General features: G+C 56.9%; 25 protein-coding genes. 18 read left to right on the forward strand and 7 right to left on the reverse strand.

Features of this window, described 5'->3' with window-relative positions:
* Positions 1-12 precede the first annotated feature (12 nt).
* The 10 genes from IEX44_RS16370 to IEX44_RS16415 all read left to right on the forward strand — a co-directional run bounded on the left by IEX44_RS16370 (position 13) and on the right by IEX44_RS16415 (position 8,779).
* Positions 13-1,014 carry a LacI family DNA-binding transcriptional regulator gene (locus tag IEX44_RS16370; protein WP_188696403.1) on the forward strand — a complete coding sequence of 334 codons (1,002 nt, stop codon included), beginning with the start codon at positions 13-15 and terminating at the stop codon, positions 1,012-1,014.
* 101 nt (positions 1,015-1,115) lie between these two features.
* Positions 1,116-2,063, forward strand: a complete 948-nt coding sequence (gene rbsK / locus IEX44_RS16375) for a ribokinase (RefSeq protein WP_229679240.1) — start codon at positions 1,116-1,118, stop codon at positions 2,061-2,063.
* Positions 2,060-2,467, forward strand: a complete 408-nt coding sequence (gene rbsD / locus IEX44_RS16380; RefSeq protein WP_188696408.1) for a D-ribose pyranase — start codon at positions 2,060-2,062, stop codon at positions 2,465-2,467. Before rbsK ends, rbsD begins: the two co-directional genes overlap by 4 nt.
* A 144-nt stretch (positions 2,468-2,611) precedes the next feature.
* Positions 2,612-3,724 (forward strand): nucleoside hydrolase, encoded by a 1,113-nt coding sequence (locus tag IEX44_RS16385; RefSeq protein ID WP_188696411.1) that lies wholly within the window; start codon positions 2,612-2,614, stop codon positions 3,722-3,724.
* Between the two features lie 278 nt (positions 3,725-4,002).
* On the forward strand, positions 4,003-4,794 hold the full coding sequence (locus tag IEX44_RS16390; RefSeq protein WP_188696413.1) for an SDR family NAD(P)-dependent oxidoreductase: 792 nt from the start codon (positions 4,003-4,005) through the stop codon (positions 4,792-4,794).
* Positions 4,795-4,837: 43 nt separating this feature from the next.
* A complete protein-coding gene (locus tag IEX44_RS16395) occupies positions 4,838-5,524 on the forward strand; it encodes an SDR family NAD(P)-dependent oxidoreductase (protein ID WP_188696416.1) in 687 nt (228 codons plus the stop codon).
* 7 nt (positions 5,525-5,531) lie between these two features.
* Positions 5,532-6,620, forward strand: coding sequence for a flavin monoamine oxidase family protein (locus IEX44_RS16400; protein WP_188696419.1), 1,089 nt, complete (start codon positions 5,532-5,534; stop codon positions 6,618-6,620).
* Position 6,621: 1 nt separating this feature from the next.
* Positions 6,622-7,317: a cupin domain-containing protein gene (locus IEX44_RS16405; RefSeq protein ID WP_188696422.1), complete on the forward strand. Its 696-nt coding sequence runs from the start codon at positions 6,622-6,624 to the stop codon at positions 7,315-7,317.
* 7 nt (positions 7,318-7,324) lie between these two features.
* Positions 7,325-8,236 carry a transcriptional regulator GcvA gene (gcvA, locus tag IEX44_RS16410; protein WP_188696426.1) on the forward strand — a complete coding sequence of 304 codons (912 nt, stop codon included), beginning with the start codon at positions 7,325-7,327 and terminating at the stop codon, positions 8,234-8,236.
* 51 nt (positions 8,237-8,287) lie between these two features.
* Positions 8,288-8,779, forward strand: a complete 492-nt coding sequence (locus IEX44_RS16415) for a DNA-deoxyinosine glycosylase (protein ID WP_188696429.1) — start codon at positions 8,288-8,290, stop codon at positions 8,777-8,779.
* Positions 8,780-9,121: 342 nt separating this feature from the next.
* On the opposite strand, the gene IEX44_RS16420 is transcribed toward IEX44_RS16415, so the two are convergent.
* The 3 genes from IEX44_RS16420 to IEX44_RS16430 form a co-directional block, all read right to left on the reverse strand.
* Positions 9,122-10,924: a methyl-accepting chemotaxis protein gene (locus tag IEX44_RS16420; protein ID WP_188696433.1), complete on the reverse strand. Its 1,803-nt coding sequence runs from the start codon at positions 10,922-10,924 to the stop codon at positions 9,122-9,124.
* Positions 10,925-11,090: 166 nt separating this feature from the next.
* On the reverse strand, positions 11,091-11,504 hold the full coding sequence (locus IEX44_RS16425) for a tellurite resistance TerB family protein (protein WP_188696438.1): 414 nt from the start codon (positions 11,502-11,504) through the stop codon (positions 11,091-11,093).
* Entirely contained in the window at positions 11,501-11,956 is a 456-nt protein-coding gene (locus IEX44_RS16430) for an acyl-CoA thioesterase (RefSeq protein ID WP_188696440.1), read from the reverse strand. Before IEX44_RS16430 ends, IEX44_RS16425 begins: the two co-directional genes overlap by 4 nt.
* 131 nt (positions 11,957-12,087) lie before the next feature.
* On the opposite strand from IEX44_RS16430, the gene IEX44_RS16435 reads away from it, so the two are divergent.
* Both IEX44_RS16435 and IEX44_RS16440 read left to right on the forward strand, forming a co-directional pair.
* Positions 12,088-12,540, forward strand: coding sequence for a universal stress protein (locus IEX44_RS16435; protein WP_188696443.1), 453 nt, complete (start codon positions 12,088-12,090; stop codon positions 12,538-12,540).
* Complete coding sequence (locus IEX44_RS16440; RefSeq protein WP_188696446.1) at positions 12,533-13,399, forward strand: radical SAM protein; 867 nt, start codon at positions 12,533-12,535, stop codon at positions 13,397-13,399. The genes IEX44_RS16435 and IEX44_RS16440 overlap by 8 nt, the downstream gene beginning before the upstream one ends.
* An 87-nt stretch (positions 13,400-13,486) precedes the next feature.
* Here the strand turns inward: IEX44_RS16440 and IEX44_RS16445 are convergent, their stop codons facing one another.
* Entirely contained in the window at positions 13,487-13,810 is a 324-nt protein-coding gene (locus tag IEX44_RS16445) for a helix-turn-helix domain-containing protein (RefSeq protein WP_188696449.1), read from the reverse strand.
* Positions 13,811-13,961: 151 nt separating this feature from the next.
* Here IEX44_RS16445 and IEX44_RS16450 point away from each other — a divergent pair, with 151 nt between their 5' ends.
* Positions 13,962-14,744 (forward strand): ferritin-like domain-containing protein, encoded by a 783-nt coding sequence (locus IEX44_RS16450; RefSeq protein ID WP_188696452.1) that lies wholly within the window; start codon positions 13,962-13,964, stop codon positions 14,742-14,744.
* 23 nt (positions 14,745-14,767) lie between these two features.
* Here IEX44_RS16450 and IEX44_RS16455 read toward each other — a convergent pair whose 3' ends face one another.
* From IEX44_RS16455 to IEX44_RS16465, 3 genes are read right to left on the reverse strand one after another with little or no spacing between them, the layout of a single operon-like run.
* Entirely contained in the window at positions 14,768-15,052 is a 285-nt protein-coding gene (locus IEX44_RS16455) for a barstar family protein (protein ID WP_188696457.1), read from the reverse strand.
* Entirely contained in the window at positions 15,043-15,477 is a 435-nt protein-coding gene (locus IEX44_RS16460; protein ID WP_229679241.1) for a ribonuclease domain-containing protein, read from the reverse strand. The genes IEX44_RS16455 and IEX44_RS16460 overlap by 10 nt, the downstream gene beginning before the upstream one ends.
* A 59-nt stretch (positions 15,478-15,536) precedes the next feature.
* On the reverse strand, positions 15,537-16,322 hold the full coding sequence (locus IEX44_RS16465) for a helix-turn-helix transcriptional regulator (RefSeq protein WP_188696463.1): 786 nt from the start codon (positions 16,320-16,322) through the stop codon (positions 15,537-15,539).
* A gap of 181 nt (positions 16,323-16,503) precedes the next feature.
* Here IEX44_RS16465 and leuC point away from each other — a divergent pair, with 181 nt between their 5' ends.
* The 5 genes from leuC (at position 16,504) to leuB (ending at position 20,918) form a co-directional block, all read left to right on the forward strand.
* Entirely contained in the window at positions 16,504-17,910 is a 1,407-nt protein-coding gene (gene leuC / locus IEX44_RS16470; RefSeq protein ID WP_188696466.1) for a 3-isopropylmalate dehydratase large subunit, read from the forward strand.
* Between the two features lie 51 nt (positions 17,911-17,961).
* Positions 17,962-18,081, forward strand: coding sequence for an entericidin A/B family lipoprotein (locus tag IEX44_RS16475; protein ID WP_188696470.1), 120 nt, complete (start codon positions 17,962-17,964; stop codon positions 18,079-18,081).
* 74 nt (positions 18,082-18,155) lie between these two features.
* On the forward strand, positions 18,156-18,797 hold the full coding sequence (leuD, locus tag IEX44_RS16480; protein WP_188696473.1) for a 3-isopropylmalate dehydratase small subunit: 642 nt from the start codon (positions 18,156-18,158) through the stop codon (positions 18,795-18,797).
* Between the two features lie 226 nt (positions 18,798-19,023).
* Entirely contained in the window at positions 19,024-19,758 is a 735-nt protein-coding gene (gene nagB / locus IEX44_RS16485) for a glucosamine-6-phosphate deaminase (RefSeq protein WP_188696476.1), read from the forward strand.
* A 92-nt stretch (positions 19,759-19,850) separates the two neighbouring features.
* Positions 19,851-20,918: a 3-isopropylmalate dehydrogenase gene (leuB, locus tag IEX44_RS16490; protein WP_188696479.1), complete on the forward strand. Its 1,068-nt coding sequence runs from the start codon at positions 19,851-19,853 to the stop codon at positions 20,916-20,918.
* The last annotated feature ends 114 nt before the right edge of the window (positions 20,919-21,032 follow it).

Raw genomic sequence — 21,032 nt, forward strand, 5'->3', positions numbered from 1 at the left:
GGATAACAGACCATGGCCACGATCAAGGACGTCGCTACGCTGGCTGGCGTGTCGTTTACCACCGTGTCACACGTGGTGAATCGCACCCGCCCGGTCAGTCAAAAAGCGCGCGAAAAAGTCGAACACGCCATCCGTCAACTGAACTACGTGCCCTCTGGCGTGGCGCGCTCACTCAAGGTACGGGCTACTTCAACCATCGGGCTGTTGGTGCCTAACAGTACCAACCCGTATTTTGCCGAACTGGCCCGCGGGATTGAAACGCGCTGCGAGCGCAATGGCTACTGCGTGTTTCTGTGTAACTCGGACGATGATCCTGAGAAACAACGCAACTATTTGCGGGCACTGCGTGAGAAACGCATTGATGGCCTCGTGATTGCCTCGGCGGGGGATAACTACTCGCTGATGGAAGGGCTGGTCGACAACCATGTGCCAGTGGTGATCGTCGACCGCGAAGTGGAAGGTGTGGCGGCCGATCTGGTCGAAATTGACCATGAACTGGGCGCCTATGTGGCGACCAGGCACTTGCTGGAGCAGGGACATCGGCGCATTGGGTGCATCAGCGGCCCTTCGACTATGGCCGTGGGCACTTTGCGTGTGGCGGGTTTTCGGCGTGCCATGGCAGAAGCGGGCGTGCCGGTACTGCCTGATGCCGTCGTAGAAAGCGACTTTTCCAGCCCCGGTGGCTATTACGCCGCCTCGCGCCTGTTTGCGGGGCTCATGCCGACGGCTATTTTTGCCGGTAACGACATGATGGGCATCGGTGTTTTGCGCGCTGCGGCAGAGCGGGGCATTCGCGTGCCGCAAGATTGTTCGGTGATTGGTTTTGATGACATTGAACTGAGCCGCTACGTTTACCCGGCGCTCTCAACAGTCGGGCAGTCGATTCCGCAACTGGGTGAACAAGCCGCGCAACTCTTGCTTGATCGCATCAACGGAACCGCCACCGGCACACCAAAGCGGCAGATTGTGGCACCACAACTGACGTTGCGTGAATCCACTGCGCAGCATGTTTGAGCGTTTGGCAAAAAGCGGATCGGATGATTTGAATAACCTTGCAACGCAAAAAGAAAAACGGCAAGACCGCAATGCGCGGCAGACATACAGGAAACAAGGCAGTGAACGCAGTCAACAGCAGTAACAATGAGCAAAAGGCCGGCCATGTGCTGATCGTCGGTAGCCTGAATATGGATCTGGTGGGGCGTGCCCCCCGCCTGCCCAAACCGGGCGAGACCTTATCCGGCACCTCGTTTGCCACGATCGCTGGCGGCAAGGGCGGTAATCAGGCCGTGGCCGCAGCGCGATTGGGTGCCCATGTGGCCATGATCGGTGCGACTGGCGCTGATAGCTACGGCGCTGCGTTGCGTGCCGGTCTGGCAGACGAGGGCATTAATTGCAGCGGCATTGCCACTCAAGCTGATGTGCCTACCGGCGTAGCGATGATCATTGTTGACGACGCGAGCCAGAACGCAATCCTGATCGTGCCAGGCGCGAATGGCGAGGTCATGCCCGCCGCCATCGCCCGGCATGAAGCACTGGTCGCAGCGGCCGATGTGGTGGTTTGTCAGCTCGAAGTGCCGCATGACACCGTGCTTGCTGCACTGCAAGCCGCACGCCGTCTGGGTAAGGTGACTGTTTTGAACCCGGCACCGGTGAGTGCACCGTTGCCGGAGTCCTGGTTGCCGGAAGTGGATTACCTCATTCCCAACGAGATCGAAGCCGCCACGCTGTCTGGTATTCCGGTGGATTCTCCTCAGGACGCTTGCATTGCAGCACAGCGTCTACGTGCGCTGGGCGCTCGTAACGTACTGATTACGCTGGGCGCGCGGGGGCTTGTCGCGCTCACGGGGGACGACATGGCGCATTATCCGGGCACCCCGGTCAAGGCGGTCGACACCACGGCGGCGGGCGACACCTTCACCGGAGGTTTCTCTGCCGCCCTGGCGCGGGGTGCCAGCGTGCACGACGCCATTTTGCTGGGGCAGCGCGCAGCTGCGATCTCCGTGACCCGTGCCGGCGCGCAGCCATCCATTCCGTTTCTGCATGAAGTGGAGCAACAAGCATGAAGAAAACGAAGCTGCTCAACACCGCCGTATCCCGCGTGATTGCCGCGCTGGGCCATGGCGACATGATTTTGATCGCAGATGCCGGTATGCCCACGCCGTTGCATGCGACAGATGTTGAGATCATTGATCTGGCATTGACTGCAGGCACGCCGACGTTTGCCGAGGTGCTGGAGGTCGTGCTGAGCGAGATGCAAGTCCAGTCGCACGTGGTCGCACAAGAAATGCTGGACGGCCGCCTGCCGCCGCTGGCTGCGCTGAACCAGTCCGCCAGCATGACCGGCGAACGGCAGGTGGTGAGTCACGATGCGCTCAAGGCCATGAGCCACAACGCACGCGCCTTTATCCGCACCGGTGAATGCACCCCTTACGCAAATGTGATGCTGGTGGCGGGCGTCACGTTCTGATCGTTGTACCTCTCCGCCACACCGCGTAAGTCCGCAGTTCCGAAGTTCATCTGAAGTCTGAAAGTCCTGGCACGCCGAAACCCGCAACGGGTTTCCCGGCGGGGCTGGTTGCGCATTGCTTCTGACCAAACACTGAGGAATAACATGAAAAAGACAGTGATTTCACTGATTCTGCTGGGTACCGCTTTGCTTGCAGGTTGCTCGGGCGACGATGACAACACGCTCGCCACCGCCAACGCGCCCAAGATCATCATCGATTCTGACTTCAACACCATGGGCGACGACGGCCAGTTGTTTGTCATGGCCACGCAACTGATGGCTCAAGGCAAGGTGAACGTGCTGGGGCTGACGGTAGAGAGCGGCAACGGCTGGTTGCTGCAAGAACAAAGCGATGCCCTCAAAGCAGCCGAACGGATGGGTGTGGCGCAGCAAATTGGGGTCTATGCCGGTGCCAATTACGCGCTGATGTATGACCAGACCAGCATCCAGGCGCAAATGGCCGCTAACCCCAATGGCTGGTTCGGGGCATGGATGTTCCCAGAACCGCAAAGTGCGGCAGACCTGACGGCGCCACCGGATGGTTTTGCCACCAGCAACACCCTGCGCAGTCAAAACGCGTCCGACTTCATGATTACCACGATCAAGGCGCATCCACATGAAGTCATCATTCTGGAAGTTGGGCCGCCCACCAATCTGGCCCTGGCGCTGCGTAAAGCACCAGAGATTGCGCCGTTGATCAAAGCCATTGTGTATATGGGCGGCAATATCAACGTGCCGGGCAATGCCAACGCGGTGGCCGAGATGAACTGGTGGTTTGACCCGGTCGCTGTCTCAGAGATTTTGCAGCAGGACATTCCGCAATCCGTGATCCCGCTGGATGTCACCGATACCGTGCCGCTGGATCAAGCCACCTTTGATGCTATCGCCCACAACCCGGCCAAACAAACCGTGGTCACGCAAATCTATGACACCGAGAACGCGCGGTTCCTCGGCCCGGACGCTCACATCTTTGACACGCTGACGATCGCCTACCTGCTTGACCCAACCATGGCGACGCAAACCACGGACGCCTGGCTTGCGATAAACACCACACCGGGTGAACAGCAAGGCCAGGTGACCGCCAGCACGACGGCGCCCATTGCCGGTGGCTCCTTACGCAAGATCCGCTACGTCAGCAAATTTGATAACACCCGTTTCCTGGCGCAGTACATCGATTTGATGACGCGCCCGGTGCCGGTGACATTGCCTGCTTTCTGATCGTCTTTACTGCCTCCTGCCGCTTCCTCCCTCGCCCCCGTCTGGTTCATCCAGCCGGGGGCTTTTTTGCGTGACGACGAGAAAGAATTTCTTTGTATTGAACGAAATTAATCTGATTTGTGGCCAGGTGCGAGGGCGAGAAAAATGGCAATACGACATCAACTTGTGCGGATATGCCAGACAGGCCGACAGGCGAGACATGGTTTTATAAAAAAGAAAAACTGTGTAATGAAATCGCCCGTGCCGTGAGGAAACCGCGTTTAACCGAGGAACACATCATGACTAATCAAACATTTACTGGTCGCAAACTGCTCGTTGTGGGAGGCACCAGCGGCATAGGTCTGGAAACCGCAAAACTGGTCGCAAAAGAGGGCGGTTCTGTCATCGTGGTTGGCCATCGTGCTGACAAAATACACGATGCACAGCAGTTGCTTGCCGGGGTTGCTACAACGGGGACGGTGCAGACGCTGGCCGCAGATCTGACCCGTGCCGACGGCGTGAATGCATTGATTGCCGCGCTTGATCAGGACCATCGGGACATAGACCTGCTGGTCAATGCCGCTGGCGTGTTCTTCCCCAAGCCATTCGTGGCGCATGGCGACGCCGATTATGACCAGTACATGGCGCTCAACCGCGCGTTCTTTTTCGTGACTCAAGCCGTGGCAAAGAACCTCATTGCCGCTGGCAAGCCAGGTGTCATCGTCAATATTGGTTCGATGTGGGCAAAGCAGGCCATTGAAGCCACACCATCCTCGGCCTATTCCATGGCCAAAGCCGGTTTGCACGCGCTGACCCAACATCTGGCGATGGAACTGGCAGGCAAGCAGATCCGGGTCAATGCGGTGTCGCCCGCTGTGGTGCAGACACCGATCTATGAAGGGTTCATTCCGAAGGCCGAAGTCCATGCGGCTTTGCAGGGCTTTAACCGGTTTCATCCAATCGGCCGGGTGGGCACACCGCTGGATGTCGCTCAGGTCGTCGCTTTCTTGCTGTCAGATAAAGCCGCCTGGGTGACCGGGGCCGTATGGGATGTGGATGGTGGCGTGATGGCCGGCCGCAATCTGGGGTAATCCTCGCCGGGGCTAACACGCCCCGGTTGTCATGAGAAAAAACATGCCCAGCAACACAAGCAGGATCGGCGCCGGACGCACGGTGCTCATCGCCGGCTATAGCGCCGGTTTGGGGGCCGCGCTGGCACGGCAATTTACAAACGCAGGGTATTCCGTCGTCGGCGCCTCCCGCAGTGGTGAGGGCGAGCACGTTGATCTCACCGATGAAGGTGCCGTGGGGGCGCTGTTTGCCTGTCTCGATCAGCATTACCCGCCGCTTGCTGGCGTCATTCACAACAGCATGTTGTTCTTGCGTGAGCCGCTGATGAGTACGAGTGCAGCACAACTGGAATCCGTCTGGCGCGCGATGGTCATGACTGCGTTTCTGGTGACGCGTGAAGCCATTCCCCGTCTGCAGCAACTGGGTGGCGGCACGCTGATTTATACCGGTGCCTCCGGGAGTCGCCGGGCCGGCGTGGATTTTGCCGCTTTCAGTTCGGCCAAATTTGCGCTGCGTGGCTTTGCGCAAGCGGTTGCCCGTGAACATGGCGCTCAAGGCATCCATGCGGTGAGCGTGATCGTGGATGGTCTGATTGAGAGCGATAAAACGGCGCAGCGCTTTGCCGCGAGCCATCTGCAGCGCATGATCAATCCGGATGAACTGGCTGTACAGTATCTGCAATTGTTCCATCAACCTGCCAGTACCTGGACACAAGAACTGGATATCCGGCCCATGGGTGGGCGCTTTTGAAATGATCGTGACTGAAAAACCAATCCTCATCCTTGGCGCAGGCTTGTCTGGCTTGTATGCGGCCTTGCAGTTGCGCCATGCCGGTCGGCAGGTGCTCCTCGTTGAAGCGCGTCCACGCCCGGGCGGCCGTATTCTCAGTGAATCACCACACGGGCCAGGTCATTCTGCAGATATGGGGCCTGGCTGGTACTGGCCAGAAATGAATCCGCGCATGGCGGCACTGGTCAGGCAATTGGGGCTGGCTGATTACCCTCAGTACGAGGCCGGCGCCCGCCTGCGCGAAGACGCGGATGGCACCATTCAGACCTTGCGCCATAGCTGGTTTGCGCAACCGGAATCCCGCCGTCTCGTCGGCGGTATGCAAGCACTGGTTGCCGCTCTGGTGGCGCAATTGGGGCCTGCGGTGTTGCAGCTGGACACCCGGGCGAGTGCGCTAAGCTTGACGCCAGATGGCGTCGAGGTTGAAGTGAGTCAGCGCGACACGCTGCACATGATCCGCGCTGCCGCTGTCATCAGCACCTTGCCGCCGCGGTTGCTGGCCAATGCGGTGAGGATGACGCCGCCCGTATCATCCGGATTACGCCAGCGCTGGCAGGAGACGCCGACCTGGATGGCCGGGCAAGCCAAATTTGTCGCTGCTTATGACCAACCGTTCTGGCGTACGGCCGGTTTGTCGGGGGACGTGAGCAGTCAGCGCGGGCCGATGGTCGAAATTCACGATGCCTCCAATGAAGCGGGGACAGTGGCCCTGCTGTTCGGATTTATAGGTGTGCCGGCACAGATCCGGCAGCAACTTGGCGAGGCGGGTTTGCAACAGCGGGCTATCAACCAGTTGGCCCGCCTGTTTGGCCCTGAGGCGCAAACCCCAAGCTGGACCGCGCTGAAAGACTGGGCGCAGGACCCGTATACTGCGACACAACAGGATCAACAACCGCTGCACCAGCATCCATACTATGGCCACACGGCTTTGCCGGAAGCCTGGGCTGGGCACCTGATGCTGGCGGGGACGGAGTTCGCACCGGATATGGGCGGTTATCTCGAAGGGGCGCTGGCCGCAGCAGATGCAGCGGTCGCCACACTACTGGCTGGAACATGAAATGAACCTCAACGCGGATATCACCATACCAGCGCTGGAGCACAACACGCCCGATGCCTGGCTGGCCACGCCGCAAGCGGGCGTCACGCGGCGTCCGCTTTTTCGTATTGGCGATGAGATTGCCCAGGCTACCTCGCTCGTCCGTTACGCCCCACAGAGCCGCTTTCATGCCCACGAACATCAAGGTGGAGAGGAAATCCTGGTGATCGAGGGCACCTTCAGTGATGAACACGGTGATTTCCCCGCGGGCACTTATTTCAGGAACCCGCCCGGTACACAGCACAGCCCGTACACCAAAGAGGGTTGTCTGTTGTTGGTCCGGCTTTGGCAGTTTGATCCAGCCGACCAGCAGAGTGTCGTGTTGTCGCTACCCGTCTGGCCGTTCGTGGGGTCACTCGGTCCCACACAAAAACAGGACTGGCCGGCTCATGTCAGTGGCACGGAGAGTGTACGGCTGGCGTTCTGGCCTGCGGGCCAGAGAGTCGTGGAAAATGTCCCCGGTGGGGGTGAGTGGCTGGTGCTGCAGGGGGATTGTGTCATCGGGCAAAACTACCTCCGGGCACATTCCTGGTATCGATTGCCATGTGGTGCTGCGCTGGATGCCACGGCGGGTGAAGAGGGCGTATGGGTCTGGGCGAAAACCGGGCATTTGCGTGATCTGCCGCCACCGCCGGTTGCCAGCGTAAAAACAGGTTGAACAAGATATGTCTTCACTGGCTTATCTCAACGCGCTGCGCGCATTTGAAGCAACGGCCCGCCACCAGGGGTTTGCCGGCGCGGCCGCAGAACTCAACGTCACGCCAGCGGCAGTGGGGCAACAAGTGCGCAGCCTGGAAGCGTGGCTGGGTATCACGTTGTTCAATCGGGCCAGCAGCGGCAGCCACCGCATGACACTGACCGACGCTGCCCGTGCGGCATTGCCGGATATTCAGGAAGGGTTTGCCCGGCTTTCGGTCGGACTCTCCAGACTGAAAGACGCACGTGCCCATGCTTGCCTGACAGTGACCGTGAGCCCGGCGTTTGCGGCCAAATGGCTCTTACCCAGAATCGACCGTTTTCAGGCTTTGCAGCCAGAAATGGATGTTCTGCTGGATACCAATACCAGAGCGGTCGATTTTCTGACTGAGCGCATAGATATTGGTGTTCGCTATGGCGGCGGGAAATGGCCTGGGCTAACTGCCACGTTGTTGATGGAAGAATCGGTTTTTCCAGTCTGTGCGCCCCATTATCCCTTGCTGAAACAGGGGCAGCTGGATGCAAACGCGCTAGCGCAGAGCACCTTGCTGCATGATGTTTCCATGGCTGCAGATCCGGCATACCCCACCTGGCGGCGCTGGCTGGATGAAGCGGGTTATCAAAATGTGCCAGCGGACCATGGATTGCGTATCAACAATGCGGCTGCCGTGGTGCAAGCCGCGCTGGAAGGCAGGGGGCTGGCACTGGGGCGTAGTGTTATGGTACGGGATGATCTGGCGGCGGGCCGGTTGATTCGTCCATTTGGCGAGGCGACCAGCCCGGTGCCGAGTGCGTATTACATCGTGCATCGCCTGGAAAGCGGTGGTCTGGATAAGGTGCAGGCGTTTCGGGACTGGTTGCTTGCCGAGGCCGCACAGTAACCAGGAACTGGCCGGGTTGTACTTTCACACATTGCATCTTGTTTGTCGGATATGGATCTCAAACGCTGTTTCCCGCCCGTTGTTAACCCACGCACCCGGGTGCTGATTCTGGGTAGCTTGCCTGGTGAGGCCTCCCTGGCACAGCAGCAGTACTATGCGCATCCACAAAACCGGTTTTGGGAATTGCTGGGCGGCGTGATCGGGGAAGATTTGCGCACCCAAACCTATGACGCACGCCTTGGTACGCTTCTTGAGTACGGTGTTGGTCTGTGGGATGTTATTGCCGAAGCTGAGCGCAAAGGCAGTCTGGATGCTGCAATCCGCAACCATTCCCACAACGCACTGACGGAGCTGATTGCAACCCTGCCAGCATTGAAGGTCGTCGCGTTCAATGGGGGTACCTCTGCGCGCCTCGGCCGTAAACAACTGCACGCGATTGAAGGCTTGCAGCTGCTCGATCTACCTTCATCCAGCCCGGCTTATACACTGGCGTTCGCGCAAAAGCTGGAAAGCTGGCGCAGATTGGGTACCTGGCTGCAATAGCGCCCACGGGATCAGCTTGAAAGCTCGGGGATGTTCAGCATGCTATGTGAATAATTGCCGAGGCAAGGTGTGAGTTTTACGTAGTTTTGTTTTTCGTGTTGATTCATTATGTACGTAACAAAACTACTTAATGAACGGAGAACATCATGCGTACATTGATCCAGTGGCTGCAACAAACAGGCGAACTGATGCTGCAACATCGTTATCAATATGTGACCCGCAAAGTCACGCTCTAACCAGATAACAGGGGATGGCGGCGACGGCCGCCAAATGTAAAACGCCACCATGAATGATTCATGGTGGCGTTTGTGTTTGTGCGCTTCAGAACCTGGAGCCAGACGATCAGGTTTTCTGGTCGAGCATCTGGCTTGCATCAAAACCCAGGCGCAAACCGCCCCAATGGCGACCGTTGATGTAAATGGGCACGTCCAGTTCAGTCATGATCTCGCCGGTATCGCGCACATAGGTTTGCAGCAAGAAGCGCTGCGTATTGCGCGCGGCGCGCAGGCCTGCCGGATCGTTGAAAATACGTTTGTCGCGGCTATTGACCAGATCGGTTGCCTTGTCACCCGTGGGGGCTTTGGAATACCAGCTGTTGTGCGTGGGGCCGTAGCCGTTGGTATCCACTGCCAGCACGAACTTGCCGCCAATCGCGCTACGGGCCAACTGATCGTAAATCGGCTGTATTTCGGTCTCAAACCGGTTGTCGTAGGACGTCTTGTATTTGGCAGGAGATGTCCCGGTTATGGCCTGATATTGCTGGTCAAACACGTTGACACCCTGGCGACTCATCGCTTCGATCCGTGTCTGAACTTCGTCGCGTGCCTTGCTGGCTTTCTGGATATTGGCATCCAGATTGCCCTGGCCGACCGTAAAGCGGCCAATCAATGCCTGCACTTGTTCGGCAGCCCGGGCCAGCCCTTGAGAGGACTCCGCCGAGCCCGCCATGCGTTCATTTACCTTGAGCGATAGCTGGTGGATTTCCGACACATTGGCATTCACCACGTTGTTGGCCTCGGTGAATTCTTCCAGTGTCGAAGCAATGCCCACCAAGGCTGAAGAGGTCGATTCAAAATCCGTCATCATGCGCTGGAACTGGCCTGAGGCTTTTTCCACGACCGAGCGCGTCAGTTGGGCATCGTGCGTGATCACATGCGTTTCTTCGCGGGTATGCGCCACTTCGTTCAGCATGTTGTCGATATCACGTGAGATATCATCTGTCGCTTCGCCGACTTTTTCTGCCAGTTTGCGAACTTCATCGGCCACTACTGCAAAGCCGCGGCCAGTTTCTCCTGCGCGGGCGGCTTCAATGGCCGCATTCAATGCCAGCAAATTGGTTTGACCAGAGATTTCCTTGATCAAATCAACAATGGCTTTGATGCTGGCTGAACGCTGATTGAGGCCGTCTACCGTTTCGTTAAAGCTGGACATTCGCAGGCTGATGGCGTTGATCCGGTCTGTGACGTCCTGCAGTTCCGCATAAGAGGCGCGGGCCATTTCCAGGTTATGCGTTGTAGAACCTGAAATTTCTTGCGTCCGGTGTGAGACATCGTTAATGCCCACGGTAGTGCTATCGCTGGCTGCAACCACTTTTTGTGCCAGCGCATCTTGCTGATGTGCAGACTGGGCTGAGTCGCTGATGCTCTTCATGGAGCGCGCAGCCTCCAGCGCAATCCCGACAGTCATGGTCTGCACGCTGGCGATGATTTCGCGTTGTTTGGCCAGGAAGCGGTTACAGGCGCCAGCCAGTGCTGCAATTTCGTCACTCGTAATGACGGGCACATCACGCGACAAATCGCCTTCGCCGCCGGCTACATCGTTGAGTACCTTGGTGATCGCCAATACCGGGCGGGCGATCCAGAAACGGAAGTAAACCACCTGCACAGTAATGAAGACGGCCGACAGAATGGTCAGCACCCATGCCCAGACATACAGGCTGTCAAAGCTGGCGGTCAGGCGGCCAACGGCCGATTCGGTCAGGCCAAGGCTGTGCGCGGTCTGGGCTAGTTCACTACTGGCAAGGCTGGTGACAATCAGAAGGATGACCGGTGCGGCCAGCAAGAGATACAGAAAGGCGAACTTGCGGGTCAGCGTTTGGAGCAAAGATCGCTCAAGCGCGGCGTGAAAATGGCTCCACCACTGCATAGCGGACTCCCCAGTTATAAATCTGCTTTTTTGCAGATCCTTTATTTTATTGGATATTTCAATCCGGCTTGACTGATGAATCTATCGGCTGGACTGATAGAAACTTGATGTCACGCCGGAAGCAGGTCGTGTGCGGCTTACCCCGGCCGGTGACCGGGGCGGTACATCAAACAGCAAAAGCGGTTTGCAGATCTTCCAGATTCAGGCGCCAGTACTTAAGCATGTGGCGGAAAACGGCCAGCTCAACATTGGAAAAATCGTTGTCAGCTTTGGCGATGCCCAATGCAATGGCGGCCAGCATCAGGCGCTTGCGGGGTTCATCCACGGCATCGAGCATCTGGTCAATGCGTTCGCGGTCTACAAGGCGGATGTTGCCGTCTTCAGAGGCGTCGTCAGAGACATCATTGCAATAATCCTGGAAGACCTGGATGAAGGCCTTGCGGCTAATGCCCAAGGCTTCATAGACACGCTTGTGTTCCAGTTCATCAATTTCGGCGGGGTCGAAATTGCCATCGCACATCATCTGCATGACCAGAATGCGCGCCATCGCTTCTGCGCTGTTGCTGGGATACTTTTTCATGTTGTTTCAGTCCTGTCGATATTGAGCCGGTCTGACCATGCCTTGGGCATGTTCTGTAGTTTGCGAGAATCATAATCAAAGAACGCAATGCCGGTTCTTGCCGTTGCAACCAGCCGTGGCGCCACACCTGCCTGGATGGCGTGTACCACGTAATAAAGAACATATCCCGCGCGCCAGGGTTCGGCGGCGGTCATGGCGATAGAAAGGCGCTCACCCAGGAAGCCTTCACTATGAAACGTCATGGCAACGTCATTAAGGATGATGCCAGGGGTGTTCGCATCCCCCAATTCGGTATTTCCGTAATGCGCCAGATATTTCACCCGCGCTTCATGCAACATGCCCAGCAATTCGACATTGCCAAGATGAGCACCGTAGTTCAGATCAGTGACACGAATATCAAGTTCCACGGTCAGATCAACATATTCGGGCGGAGTGAGTTTGATTCTGGTCATTGGTTAAAAGCCGAAAGCTGTAAAATTTACGTGCCAATCGAGTGTATTCGGATGCCTCGGCCCCCGCAACCGGCCAGTCGCGATCTGCTAGACTTCCGTATAGATCAGCATTTTCAGCAAGGGGAGGTTGTATGTATCAGCGCATTCTTGTTCCGGTTGATGACAGTGATACCAGCGCCGCAGCACTGCGTGAGTCCATTCGTCTTGCGATAGATCAGAAGGCTGTTGTTCGCCTCGTGCATGTTATTGATCTGGCGCAGTTCGCGTGGAGTGCAAACGAGTTTCTTGATGTGCCTCAACTTCAAGATTCCTTGCGCAAGAGTGGCGAGCAGCTTCTCGTCAAATATGTCGACGCGCTGAAACAGCAGGGCGTCAATTGCGAGTCAGGCTTGCTGGAAGCGTGGGGTGGCAACCTTGCCCGCGCCATTGTGGATGATGCCTCTGAGTGGAATGCAGACGTAATCGTCATGGGTACGCATGGCTACAGTGGACTCACGCATTTGTTGCTGGGGAGTGTCGCGGAGGGTGTTATGCGCCATACCCGCATTCCTACCTTGCTGGTGAGAGCGCCGGCACATGGCTGACGGATTTCCGGTGCGCGTGTTGCGGGTGTCTGATCACTCCCGCGATAGCGCTGGCTTTACCTATGTGTACCCCGTTGTTTCCCGCCGCGCCGGTGGGGTCTCAATCGGCATCAATCTGAACCCGAATAACGCCTGTAACTGGCGTTGTTTGTATTGCCAGGTGCCGGATCTGAAGCGTGGCGGCCCGCCGCCGATTGATCTGGCACAACTGGAAGATGAACTCGCCACCATGCTGCATCAAATTGTTGATGGCGATTTCATGCAGGAGCGCGTGCCTGTCGAGTTGCGTCGGCTCAACGATGTGGCGTTCTCGGGCAACGGTGAGCCCACCATGAGCCCGGAATTTGGTCACGCTTTGCAAATTGTTGAGCGCCAGTTGCAAGCCTTTGGGCTGCTGGGGAAAATCAAGATCGTACTGATTACCAACGGCAGCCAGTTATACAAACCTGAAGTGCTGGATGTAGTCGGGCAGATGGGCAAGATCAATGGCGAGTTGTGGTTCAAGGTTGACCGCGCGCCGCAAGACGGCTTTGCCGTGGTCAATCAGGTGCAGTTGAATCGGGCAGCGGTGATCCGTCACCTGATCGCGGCCAGTGAACGCTGCGCCACCTGGTTGCAAACCTGTATGTTCGAGCTGGATGGTGCCTTACCCACTGAGGTGGAAGTATCGGCTTATGTCGCGTTTGTTGAGGAACTGAAAGCGCAAGCGCCAGGTTTGAAGGGGGTTTTGCTGTATGGGTTGGCCCGGCCATCCATGCAGCCAGAAGCACCGCGCTTGAAAGCTGCGCCTGCAGAATGGATGAAGGCCCTGGCTGAACGGATTTCAGCACAGGGCCTTGAGGTAAAACTAAGCATCTAGAGCGGTTAACAAAATCCTGCCAGTTGCCGTTGGCACCGCCATGCGGGATTTTGTTAACCGCTCAGGGGCAAAAGTGCCCCGCACCGTTTAACGGGCCAGTGCGCCGGCCATGGTAAAACGGGTTTGATGCTTTTCGCGTTCGCGTGCAGCAGAGCGCAGGGTGTCCAGCAGCTCAGGTTTGTGTTCACGCAGGTAGCGCATCACTTGAAAGTCTTCCCGGGTCAGTTCTTCCAGGTTGATCTGTTCAATGTGGACGACGCGCAAAAGTTCGCGAACCGGACGCGGCATGTTACGGCCGCTTTCGTAGCGGGAACCGCCACTTTGGGTTACGCCGATCTTGCTCCAGAATTCTTGCTGGTTCATTCCGAGCTGGCGGCGGACTTCCCGTGGATTGACTGCATTATTCGCCATGGTAGGCCTCCTTTGTCATGCCATGCTGGATGGCTAAAAAACTATGACGTCATCTTATCGCCATATGCCAAGAGGAATACGTGACTATTCCTGATTTTGCTTTGTGATTAATCACGGTTTGGTGATTGGAACTTGTTGAAAATAATGAGAAATGTCTGATTTTCTTTTTGCAATTGAATGTGCGCTCAAGAGCCGTGATCCAGCGGAAAAGGTGTCGCTCACGCGTTTTCTGACAAGTGCGCAAGTGCCACCGTCAGCGCCTGCTGCTGAACGTTTGCCGGCGCCAGGCCGGCCGGAAAAGCCGTTGCTGGTCATGCCGCGCGATGTCCCCAAGCGGGGGCTGGGGACGCCTGAAGGACGGGCAGCTTTACTGCATGCGCTGGCACATATTGAGTTCAATGCCGTGAATCTGGCGCTGGATGCAATCTACCGTTTCCGGGACATGCCGCAGGCGTATTACGCGGACTGGTTGAAAGTGGCGCAAGAAGAGGCGTATCACTTCACGTTGCTGCGCGAATACCTGCAGGAACTGGGTTTTGATTACGGTGATTTCCCGGCCCACAACGGCTTGTGGGAAATGGCGCTACGCACGGATCACGATGTATTGATCCGCATGGCGCTGGTGCCGCGCGTACTGGAAGCCCGCGGCCTGGACGTCACTCCAGGGATTCAGGCCCGTTTGAAAGAAGTAGGCGATCGTCGCGCCATTGACATCCTGGCGATCATTTTGCGCGATGAGATTGGCCATGTAGAGGTTGGCAATCGCTGGTATCGCTGGTGTTGCGCGCAACGCGGGCTTGATCCCGTGCGGCATTTCATTGCCTTGTACCGGGAGTACGTCACACCGTTTGGTGGTCCGATGAACCGTGCGGCCCGGATAGCAGCCGGTTTCACTGAGGAAGAACTGGAATTGCTGGCTACGTTAAATAGCTAAATACATAAGTGACGTCGGGGTGATCAGGCGATCACGACTTCCAGATCATCGCGTTCTTCCCCAACATCGTTGAACACTTCGATGACCGCCGCGTAATGCTTCTTGCCCATGGCGCTGGCAGCAGCGCCTGCATCTTGCCAGATGATTTTCAACGGGCCCTGAACTTCGGCACTCAATACGTCATACAGGGCATCCAGGTTGCGGCCAAAGTAATCAGGCAGGGCCAGTTGGGCTGCAAACTGATCATATACGTCGTCCAGACTCTGAATGTGGCTGAGTGTGACCTGCCGGGCTTTTTTCACTGACATGACGGCACCTCGGTAAAGGTTTGGTAGTGATCGACGGTGACATAGCGATGGCCGTCATTACTGAAAATCAGCCGCTTCGCGCCGCGTTTGCCACCGCGATAGTCCAGATCAGCTTCTTTGTACTGGCCTTTGGGCAGGCGGTTTTCATAGTTGCCAAAGCGATCGCCGCCAATCGACTTGCCTGGTAGCGTACGCCACAAATCATTGCCCGGCTCCCAGCCCGCGTTCTGCGCGCCACGTTTGGTCACGTAGCTATCAGGGAGGCGGCCGGTCTGGTTCAACGCTGTCAATGTCTGCGCGAGCTGGCTGGCATCGACCTGAGGTTTGATGCGCTGGTTCAGTTCCTGCGTCACTTGCTTGCAGGCCGGGGCGGCCAGGGCTGGCAAGGCAAGGGTAGCGAGACAAAGCATGGCAACGAAGCGCATGAGTGCATCCAGGCAGAGAGACGTCCTGATTATGTGCATGCATTGCACGCTGGTCAAAATCAGTCGGTGACGGTGGTGCGGGTAAGCAGCACCAATTTGAGATCAGCCTGATCAACCAGTTGAAAGGTGACCTGGCTCAGGTTCATATGGCCGTGCCTGGGGTGATTGAAGCCGCGCAGACCGCCGTGTCGTTCAAGGACGTCATAGCGTTTCCAGAAGGCGGCAAATTCGGGGCTGGTTTGATGCAGGTTGTCTACCAGTTGCATGAGGGCCGGGTCATCTACCTGGTCGCGGCTGTCCGCGCGGAACTCTGCCACAATGCGTTGAGCCCGGGTTTCCCAGTCTTCAACCAGCGTGCGGGCGTGCGCGTCAGCAAATACAAAGCGCAGCATGTTGGGTGATCGGTCGGGGGAGAGCCAATCGCCAAACAGGTCTGCAGCCGCCGCATTCCAGGCAAGTACATCCCAGTAACGGCCCATGACATACGCGGGCATCGTGAAATCGTCGACTATTTGCTGCAAAAATGGGGGGGCGATTTCTTGCTCTGCTGCTGCGGGTTGCAGATCGCGCTGGCCGGCCAGTTCAAACAGATACGCCCGTTGGGTTTTATCCAGCCGGAGTGCCTCCGCCAGGCGACGCAGGGCTTTGCCTGAAACGCTGATCTCGCGACCTTGTTCAATCCATGTATACCAGGTCGGGCTGATGTCAGCCAGTTGGGCGACTTCTTCCCGTCGCAGGCCTTGCGTGCGCCGGCGTTGGCCAATCGGAAAACCAAACGCGGCGGGTTCACATTTCTGGCGCATGGCGGTGAGAAACTCGCCCAGTTCCTTGCGACGGATAGACATGGCTCATCCTGTTACCAATTAGTATTTATACCAGTATAAATGCCTGCCTTGTTAGCGCAAAATCTTGCGCCTAAGCTGTACCCCGTAAACCAGTTAACACGGCATGGGGTTTGACTCTGCGACCTTATGCCACAACCAGTCCGCACCGGAAAAACAGTGCGATTCAACCGGGATGAAACACATGGCACAGACGCTTTACGACAAACTCTGGCAGTCCCACGTGGTGCATGAGTCAGAAGACGGCACCTGTCTGATCTATATCGACCGCCATCTGGTGCATGAAGTTACCAGTCCGCAGGCATTTGAAGGCCTGAGCCTGGCTGGCCGCAAACCCTGGCGTGTTGATTCTGTGGTGGCCACTGCTGACCACAACACCCCGACAGATCATTGGGACGAAGGCATCAAAGACCCGATCTCTCGCCTGCAAGTCGAGACCCTGGATGCCAACATCAAGCATTTCGGGGCGCTGGCGTATTTCCCGTTCAAGGATCTGCGTCAAGGTATCGTGCACGTGGTTGGCCCGGAAAACGGTGCAACGCTGCCCGGCATGACTGTGGTGTGTGGCGATAGCCATACATCTACGCATGGCGCATTTGGCGCATTGGCGCATGGGATTGGGACGTCTGAAGTTGAACACGTACTGGCCACGCAAACCCTGACTGCCAAAAAATCCAAAGCCATGCTGGTCAAGGTGGAAGGCGAACTGGGCCGCGGTGTGACAGGTAAGGATGTCGCACTGGCCATCATTGGCAAGATCGGTACTGCGGGCGGCACGGGTTACGCGGTTGAGTTTGGCGGTTCTGCCATTCGCAGCTTGTCGATGGAAGGCCGCATGACGCTGTGCAATATGGCTATCGAAGCCGGTGCACGGGCGGGGATGGTCGCGGTCGACCAGAAGACGGTGGATTACCTCCAGGGTCGCACCTACGCGCCGAAGGGAGAGCAATGGAACCAGGCTGTCGACTATTGGAAGACGCTGGTGTCCGATGACGGTGCGAAGTTCGACAAGGTGGTTGAGCTTAACGCCGCTGAAATCGAACCTCAAGTCACTTGGGGTACCTCGCCAGAGCAAGTGACCAATGTGCGTGGCGCAGTGCCGAACCCGGCCAATGAGGCGGACCCGGTCAAGCGCGGTAGTCTGGAGCGCGCGTTGCATTACATGGGCCTGCAAGCCGATACGCCGATCGAACAGATCCAGATCGACAAGGTATTCATTGGCTCCTGTACCAACTCGCGTATTGAAGACTTGCGCGCCGCTGCCGCTGTAGCCAAGGGTCACAAAAAGGCCGCGAATGTGAAGCTCGCTATGGTCGTGCCAGGCTCCGGTCTGGTAAAAAGACAGGCTGAAGCCGAGGGTCTCGACAAGATTTTCATCGAGGCTGGCTTTGAATGGCGTGAGCCGGGTTGTTCCATGTGCCTGGCAATGAACGCGGATCGTCTGGAACCAGGTGAGCGTTGTGCCTCTACCTCTAACCGTAACTTTGAAGGACGGCAGGGGCAGGGTGGGCGTACCCATCTCGTGAGCCCTGAAATGGCTGCTGCTGCTGCCATTGCCGGCCATTTTGTCGACATCCGCAACTTTGCCTGAGCCCCGCGCCCGGCTTGTTGAATATATGTATCTTGCGGAGTCTTTGAACCCATGAAATCACTGTTTGCCTTGTTGATGATGCTGTCCGTAATGGCCCTGGCCGGCTGTAATACCGTCCATGGTTTTGGTCAGGATGTGCAAAAAGTGGGTGAGAAGATTCAGGGCAAGTAAAGAACGGCTGATAAAAACTGCTTGCTGATCCAGCGTGGTTTTTGTCGGGCGTTCTGTCTAAAAGGACATACGCCATGAAAGCTTTTACACAATTGAATGGTCTCGTTTGCCCGCTTGATCGGGCCAACGTGGATACCGACGCCATTATTCCAAAGCAGTTTCTGAAGTCGATCAAGCGTTCCGGTTTCGGCCCGAACCTGTTTGATGAATGGCGCTATCTGGATCACGGCGAGCCGGGTATGGATAACAGCAATCGCCCGGTCAATCCGGAGTTCGTGCTGAATTTCCCGCGTTATGCGGGCGCACAAGTGCTGTTGGCACGCGATAACTTCGGTTGTGGTTCTTCGCGAGAACATGCGCCGTGGGCGCTGGATGATTACGGCTTTCGTGTCGTGATCGCCCCCAGTTTTGCCGACATCTTTTTTAACAACTGCTACAAGAACGGCGTGCTGCCGATTGTGCTGCCGGCCGACGCTGTCGATCTGTTGTTTAACGAGACGCAAGCGGCAGAGGGCTATCGCCTGAACGTTGATCTGGCCGCGCAAACCGTGACCACGCCGTCTGGCAAGTCGTTCGGTTTTGATATTACTGGCCACCGCAAGCATTGTTTGCTTGAAGGTCTGGATGAAATTGGCCTGACGCTCCAGCATGCGGACGACATCAAGGCGTTTGAAGAACGCCACCGCAAATCACAGCCCTGGCTGTTTGCTGGCTGATTGGCAGCAAGGCAATAACGCAAGATTGCGTTTCCCCAAGGCAATCCGGGGCAGGAAATTTCCCCGGATTGCCGCATACGCTGCGCGGTAGCCAGTTGTGGCCGCCGCGCAATGCAGAATGGCGGTATTATTGGGCCGACGGCAGCACTACTTGTTGGTAGTTGCTATAGTTCGTGCTTCAGAGTCTTACATTCTGATTAAAAAATAAGTACGGGGAAACGAAACCATGATTCTTCACAAGTTCAAGAACCAGGCTGAGCTAGATCGTGTTGCAGCTGATTTGATGATGTCCGTTGTCCGTGGCCGCCCGAATGCGGTGCTGGGCATGGCCACTGGTGGTTCGCCGGTTGGTCTGTATCAGGAGATGGTCAAAAGCTACAAACAAGGCCTGATCAGTTTCAAGGAAGTACGCACATTCAATCTGGATGAATACGTGGGCCTTGCGGTCACGCATCCGGAGTCCTATCGCAGTTTCATGCAGCGCAATCTGTTCGACCATATTGATATCGACATCAAAAACACGCACGTGCCCAACGGCAATGCCGCCGATATCGAAGCCGAATGCCGTCGTTACGACGAGGCGCTGTATCAGCAAGGCCCGGTAGATATGCAATTGCTGGGTATTGGCCACAATGGCCACATTGGTTTTAATGAACCGGATACCACGCTTTCGCGCTTTACCCACAAGGTAACGCTCAAGGAAGATACCCGCGAAGCCAACAAGCGCTTCTTTAATTCGCTCGATGAAGTACCGACACACGCCGTGACCATGGGCATGGGTTCCATTCTGCACGCCAAGTCCATTCTCCTTGTGGTGAAGGGGCAGGAAAAGGCAGAGATCCTGGATCGCACGCTCAATGGGCCGATCACCACGCAAGTGCCGGCAACGTTGTTGCAAACCCATCCGCGCGTGATCGTGCTGACGGATTGCGATGTGAACTACAAGCTCTCGCACAGCTGAGATTTTTCAAAATCGAGCCCGGCGTGAGCGCGACTGGTCAAGCATGGACCAGTCGGGCAGCCGGGCTTTTTTATTTCTGGTGAAAACAAAGCATGAAGAAGATTCTGATCCTGCCCGGTGATGGTATTGGTCCCGAAATCGTCGCCCAGGCCCGCCGCGTGCTTGATGTGCTGCGCAATGACGGTCTGGAAATCGAAATGACAGAAGCCCCGCTGGGTGGCGCTGCCTATGACCAGTTCGGCTCGCCGTATCCGGAGTTCACGCAAAAGCTGGCGCGCGAAGCCGATGCCGTGCTGTTGGGCGCCGTGGGCGGCCCGCAATACGACACGCTGGATCGCCCGCTGCGCCCTGAGCGCGGGTTGCTGGCCATTCGCAAGGATCTGAATCTGTTTGCCAACCTGCGTCCGGCCATCCTGTACCCGGAACTGGCCAATGCCTCCACGCTCAAGCCGGAAGTGGTCTCCGGCCTGGATATCCTGATCGTGCGTGAACTGACAGGCGACATTTACTTTGGTCAGCCGCGTGGCGTGCATGTGAACGAGGCTGGCGAGCGCGAAGGCTTCAATACCATGCGCTATGCCGAGAGTGAAATCCGCCGGATTGCCCATGTCGCGTTCCAGGCTGCGCAAAAGCGTAACAAGAAGCTGTGTTCGGTCGACAAGGCCAATGTGCTGGAAACCACCGAGTTCTGGAAAGAAATCGTCACTGATGTGGCGAAGGAATATCCGGACGTGCAACTGAGCCACATGTACGTGGATAACGCCGCCATGCAACTGGTGCGTAACCCCAAGCAGTTTGATGTGATGGTGACCGGCAATATCTTCGGGGACATCCTGTCGGATGAAGCTTCCATGCTGACCGGTTCCATCGGCATGCTGCCGTCGGCATCACTGGACCAGAACAACAAGGGTTTGTATGAACCCAGCCATGGTTCTGCGCCGGATATTGCCGGCAAGAACCTGGCCAACCCGCTGGCGACGATCCTCTCGCTGGCCATGTTGCTGCGTTACAGCCTTGCAAATGAAGCCGCTGCGGTACGTGTCGAGAATGCCGTGAAGAAAGTGCTGGCCGATGGTCTGCGCACGGGCGACATCTATGAAGAAGGCACCCGAAAAGTGTCTTGTTCTGAAATGGGCGACGCCGTGGTTGCCGCGTTGTAAAATACGCGATTGCTCGCAAAACAGGGCGCATCTGCGCCCTGTTTTGTTTTGTTGTGCGCCACCCTTCGTGGTTACAACAGCCTCATCTATTGGCAGACACGTTACTGTTCAGGC

This window comes from Silvimonas amylolytica (assembly GCF_014645555.1).
GTDB lineage: Bacteria > Pseudomonadota > Gammaproteobacteria > Burkholderiales > Chitinibacteraceae > Silvimonas > Silvimonas amylolytica.

What these genes read in the sequence shown, in the direction of transcription:
- IEX44_RS16370 (WP_188696403.1), top strand. Translation starts at nt 13, where the DNA reads ATGGCCACGATCAAGGACGTCGCTACGCTGGCTGGCGTGTCGTTTACC.
- rbsD (WP_188696408.1), top strand. Translation starts at nt 2,060, where the DNA reads ATGAAGAAAACGAAGCTGCTCAACACCGCCGTATCCCGCGTGATTGCC.
- IEX44_RS16385 (WP_188696411.1), top strand. Translation starts at nt 2,612, where the DNA reads ATGAAAAAGACAGTGATTTCACTGATTCTGCTGGGTACCGCTTTGCTT.
- IEX44_RS16390 (WP_188696413.1), top strand. Translation starts at nt 4,003, where the DNA reads ATGACTAATCAAACATTTACTGGTCGCAAACTGCTCGTTGTGGGAGGC.
- IEX44_RS16395 (WP_188696416.1), top strand. Translation starts at nt 4,838, where the DNA reads ATGCCCAGCAACACAAGCAGGATCGGCGCCGGACGCACGGTGCTCATC.
- IEX44_RS16405 (WP_188696422.1), top strand. Translation starts at nt 6,622, where the DNA reads ATGAACCTCAACGCGGATATCACCATACCAGCGCTGGAGCACAACACG.
- gcvA (WP_188696426.1), top strand. Translation starts at nt 7,325, where the DNA reads ATGTCTTCACTGGCTTATCTCAACGCGCTGCGCGCATTTGAAGCAACG.
- IEX44_RS16415 (WP_188696429.1), top strand. Translation starts at nt 8,288, where the DNA reads ATGGATCTCAAACGCTGTTTCCCGCCCGTTGTTAACCCACGCACCCGG.
- IEX44_RS16420 (WP_188696433.1), bottom strand. Translation starts at nt 10,924, where the DNA reads ATGCAGTGGTGGAGCCATTTTCACGCCGCGCTTGAGCGATCTTTGCTC.
- IEX44_RS16425 (WP_188696438.1), bottom strand. Translation starts at nt 11,504, where the DNA reads ATGAAAAAGTATCCCAGCAACAGCGCAGAAGCGATGGCGCGCATTCTG.
- IEX44_RS16430 (WP_188696440.1), bottom strand. Translation starts at nt 11,956, where the DNA reads ATGACCAGAATCAAACTCACTCCGCCCGAATATGTTGATCTGACCGTG.
- IEX44_RS16435 (WP_188696443.1), top strand. Translation starts at nt 12,088, where the DNA reads ATGTATCAGCGCATTCTTGTTCCGGTTGATGACAGTGATACCAGCGCC.
- IEX44_RS16440 (WP_188696446.1), top strand. Translation starts at nt 12,533, where the DNA reads ATGGCTGACGGATTTCCGGTGCGCGTGTTGCGGGTGTCTGATCACTCC.
- IEX44_RS16445 (WP_188696449.1), bottom strand. Translation starts at nt 13,810, where the DNA reads ATGGCGAATAATGCAGTCAATCCACGGGAAGTCCGCCGCCAGCTCGGA.
- IEX44_RS16450 (WP_188696452.1), top strand. Translation starts at nt 13,962, where the DNA reads ATGTCTGATTTTCTTTTTGCAATTGAATGTGCGCTCAAGAGCCGTGAT.
- IEX44_RS16455 (WP_188696457.1), bottom strand. Translation starts at nt 15,052, where the DNA reads ATGTCAGTGAAAAAAGCCCGGCAGGTCACACTCAGCCACATTCAGAGT.
- IEX44_RS16460 (WP_229679241.1), bottom strand. Translation starts at nt 15,477, where the DNA reads ATGCGCTTCGTTGCCATGCTTTGTCTCGCTACCCTTGCCTTGCCAGCC.
- IEX44_RS16465 (WP_188696463.1), bottom strand. Translation starts at nt 16,322, where the DNA reads ATGTCTATCCGTCGCAAGGAACTGGGCGAGTTTCTCACCGCCATGCGC.
- leuC (WP_188696466.1), top strand. Translation starts at nt 16,504, where the DNA reads ATGGCACAGACGCTTTACGACAAACTCTGGCAGTCCCACGTGGTGCAT.
- IEX44_RS16475 (WP_188696470.1), top strand. Translation starts at nt 17,962, where the DNA reads ATGAAATCACTGTTTGCCTTGTTGATGATGCTGTCCGTAATGGCCCTG.
- leuD (WP_188696473.1), top strand. Translation starts at nt 18,156, where the DNA reads ATGAAAGCTTTTACACAATTGAATGGTCTCGTTTGCCCGCTTGATCGG.
- nagB (WP_188696476.1), top strand. Translation starts at nt 19,024, where the DNA reads ATGATTCTTCACAAGTTCAAGAACCAGGCTGAGCTAGATCGTGTTGCA.
- leuB (WP_188696479.1), top strand. Translation starts at nt 19,851, where the DNA reads ATGAAGAAGATTCTGATCCTGCCCGGTGATGGTATTGGTCCCGAAATC.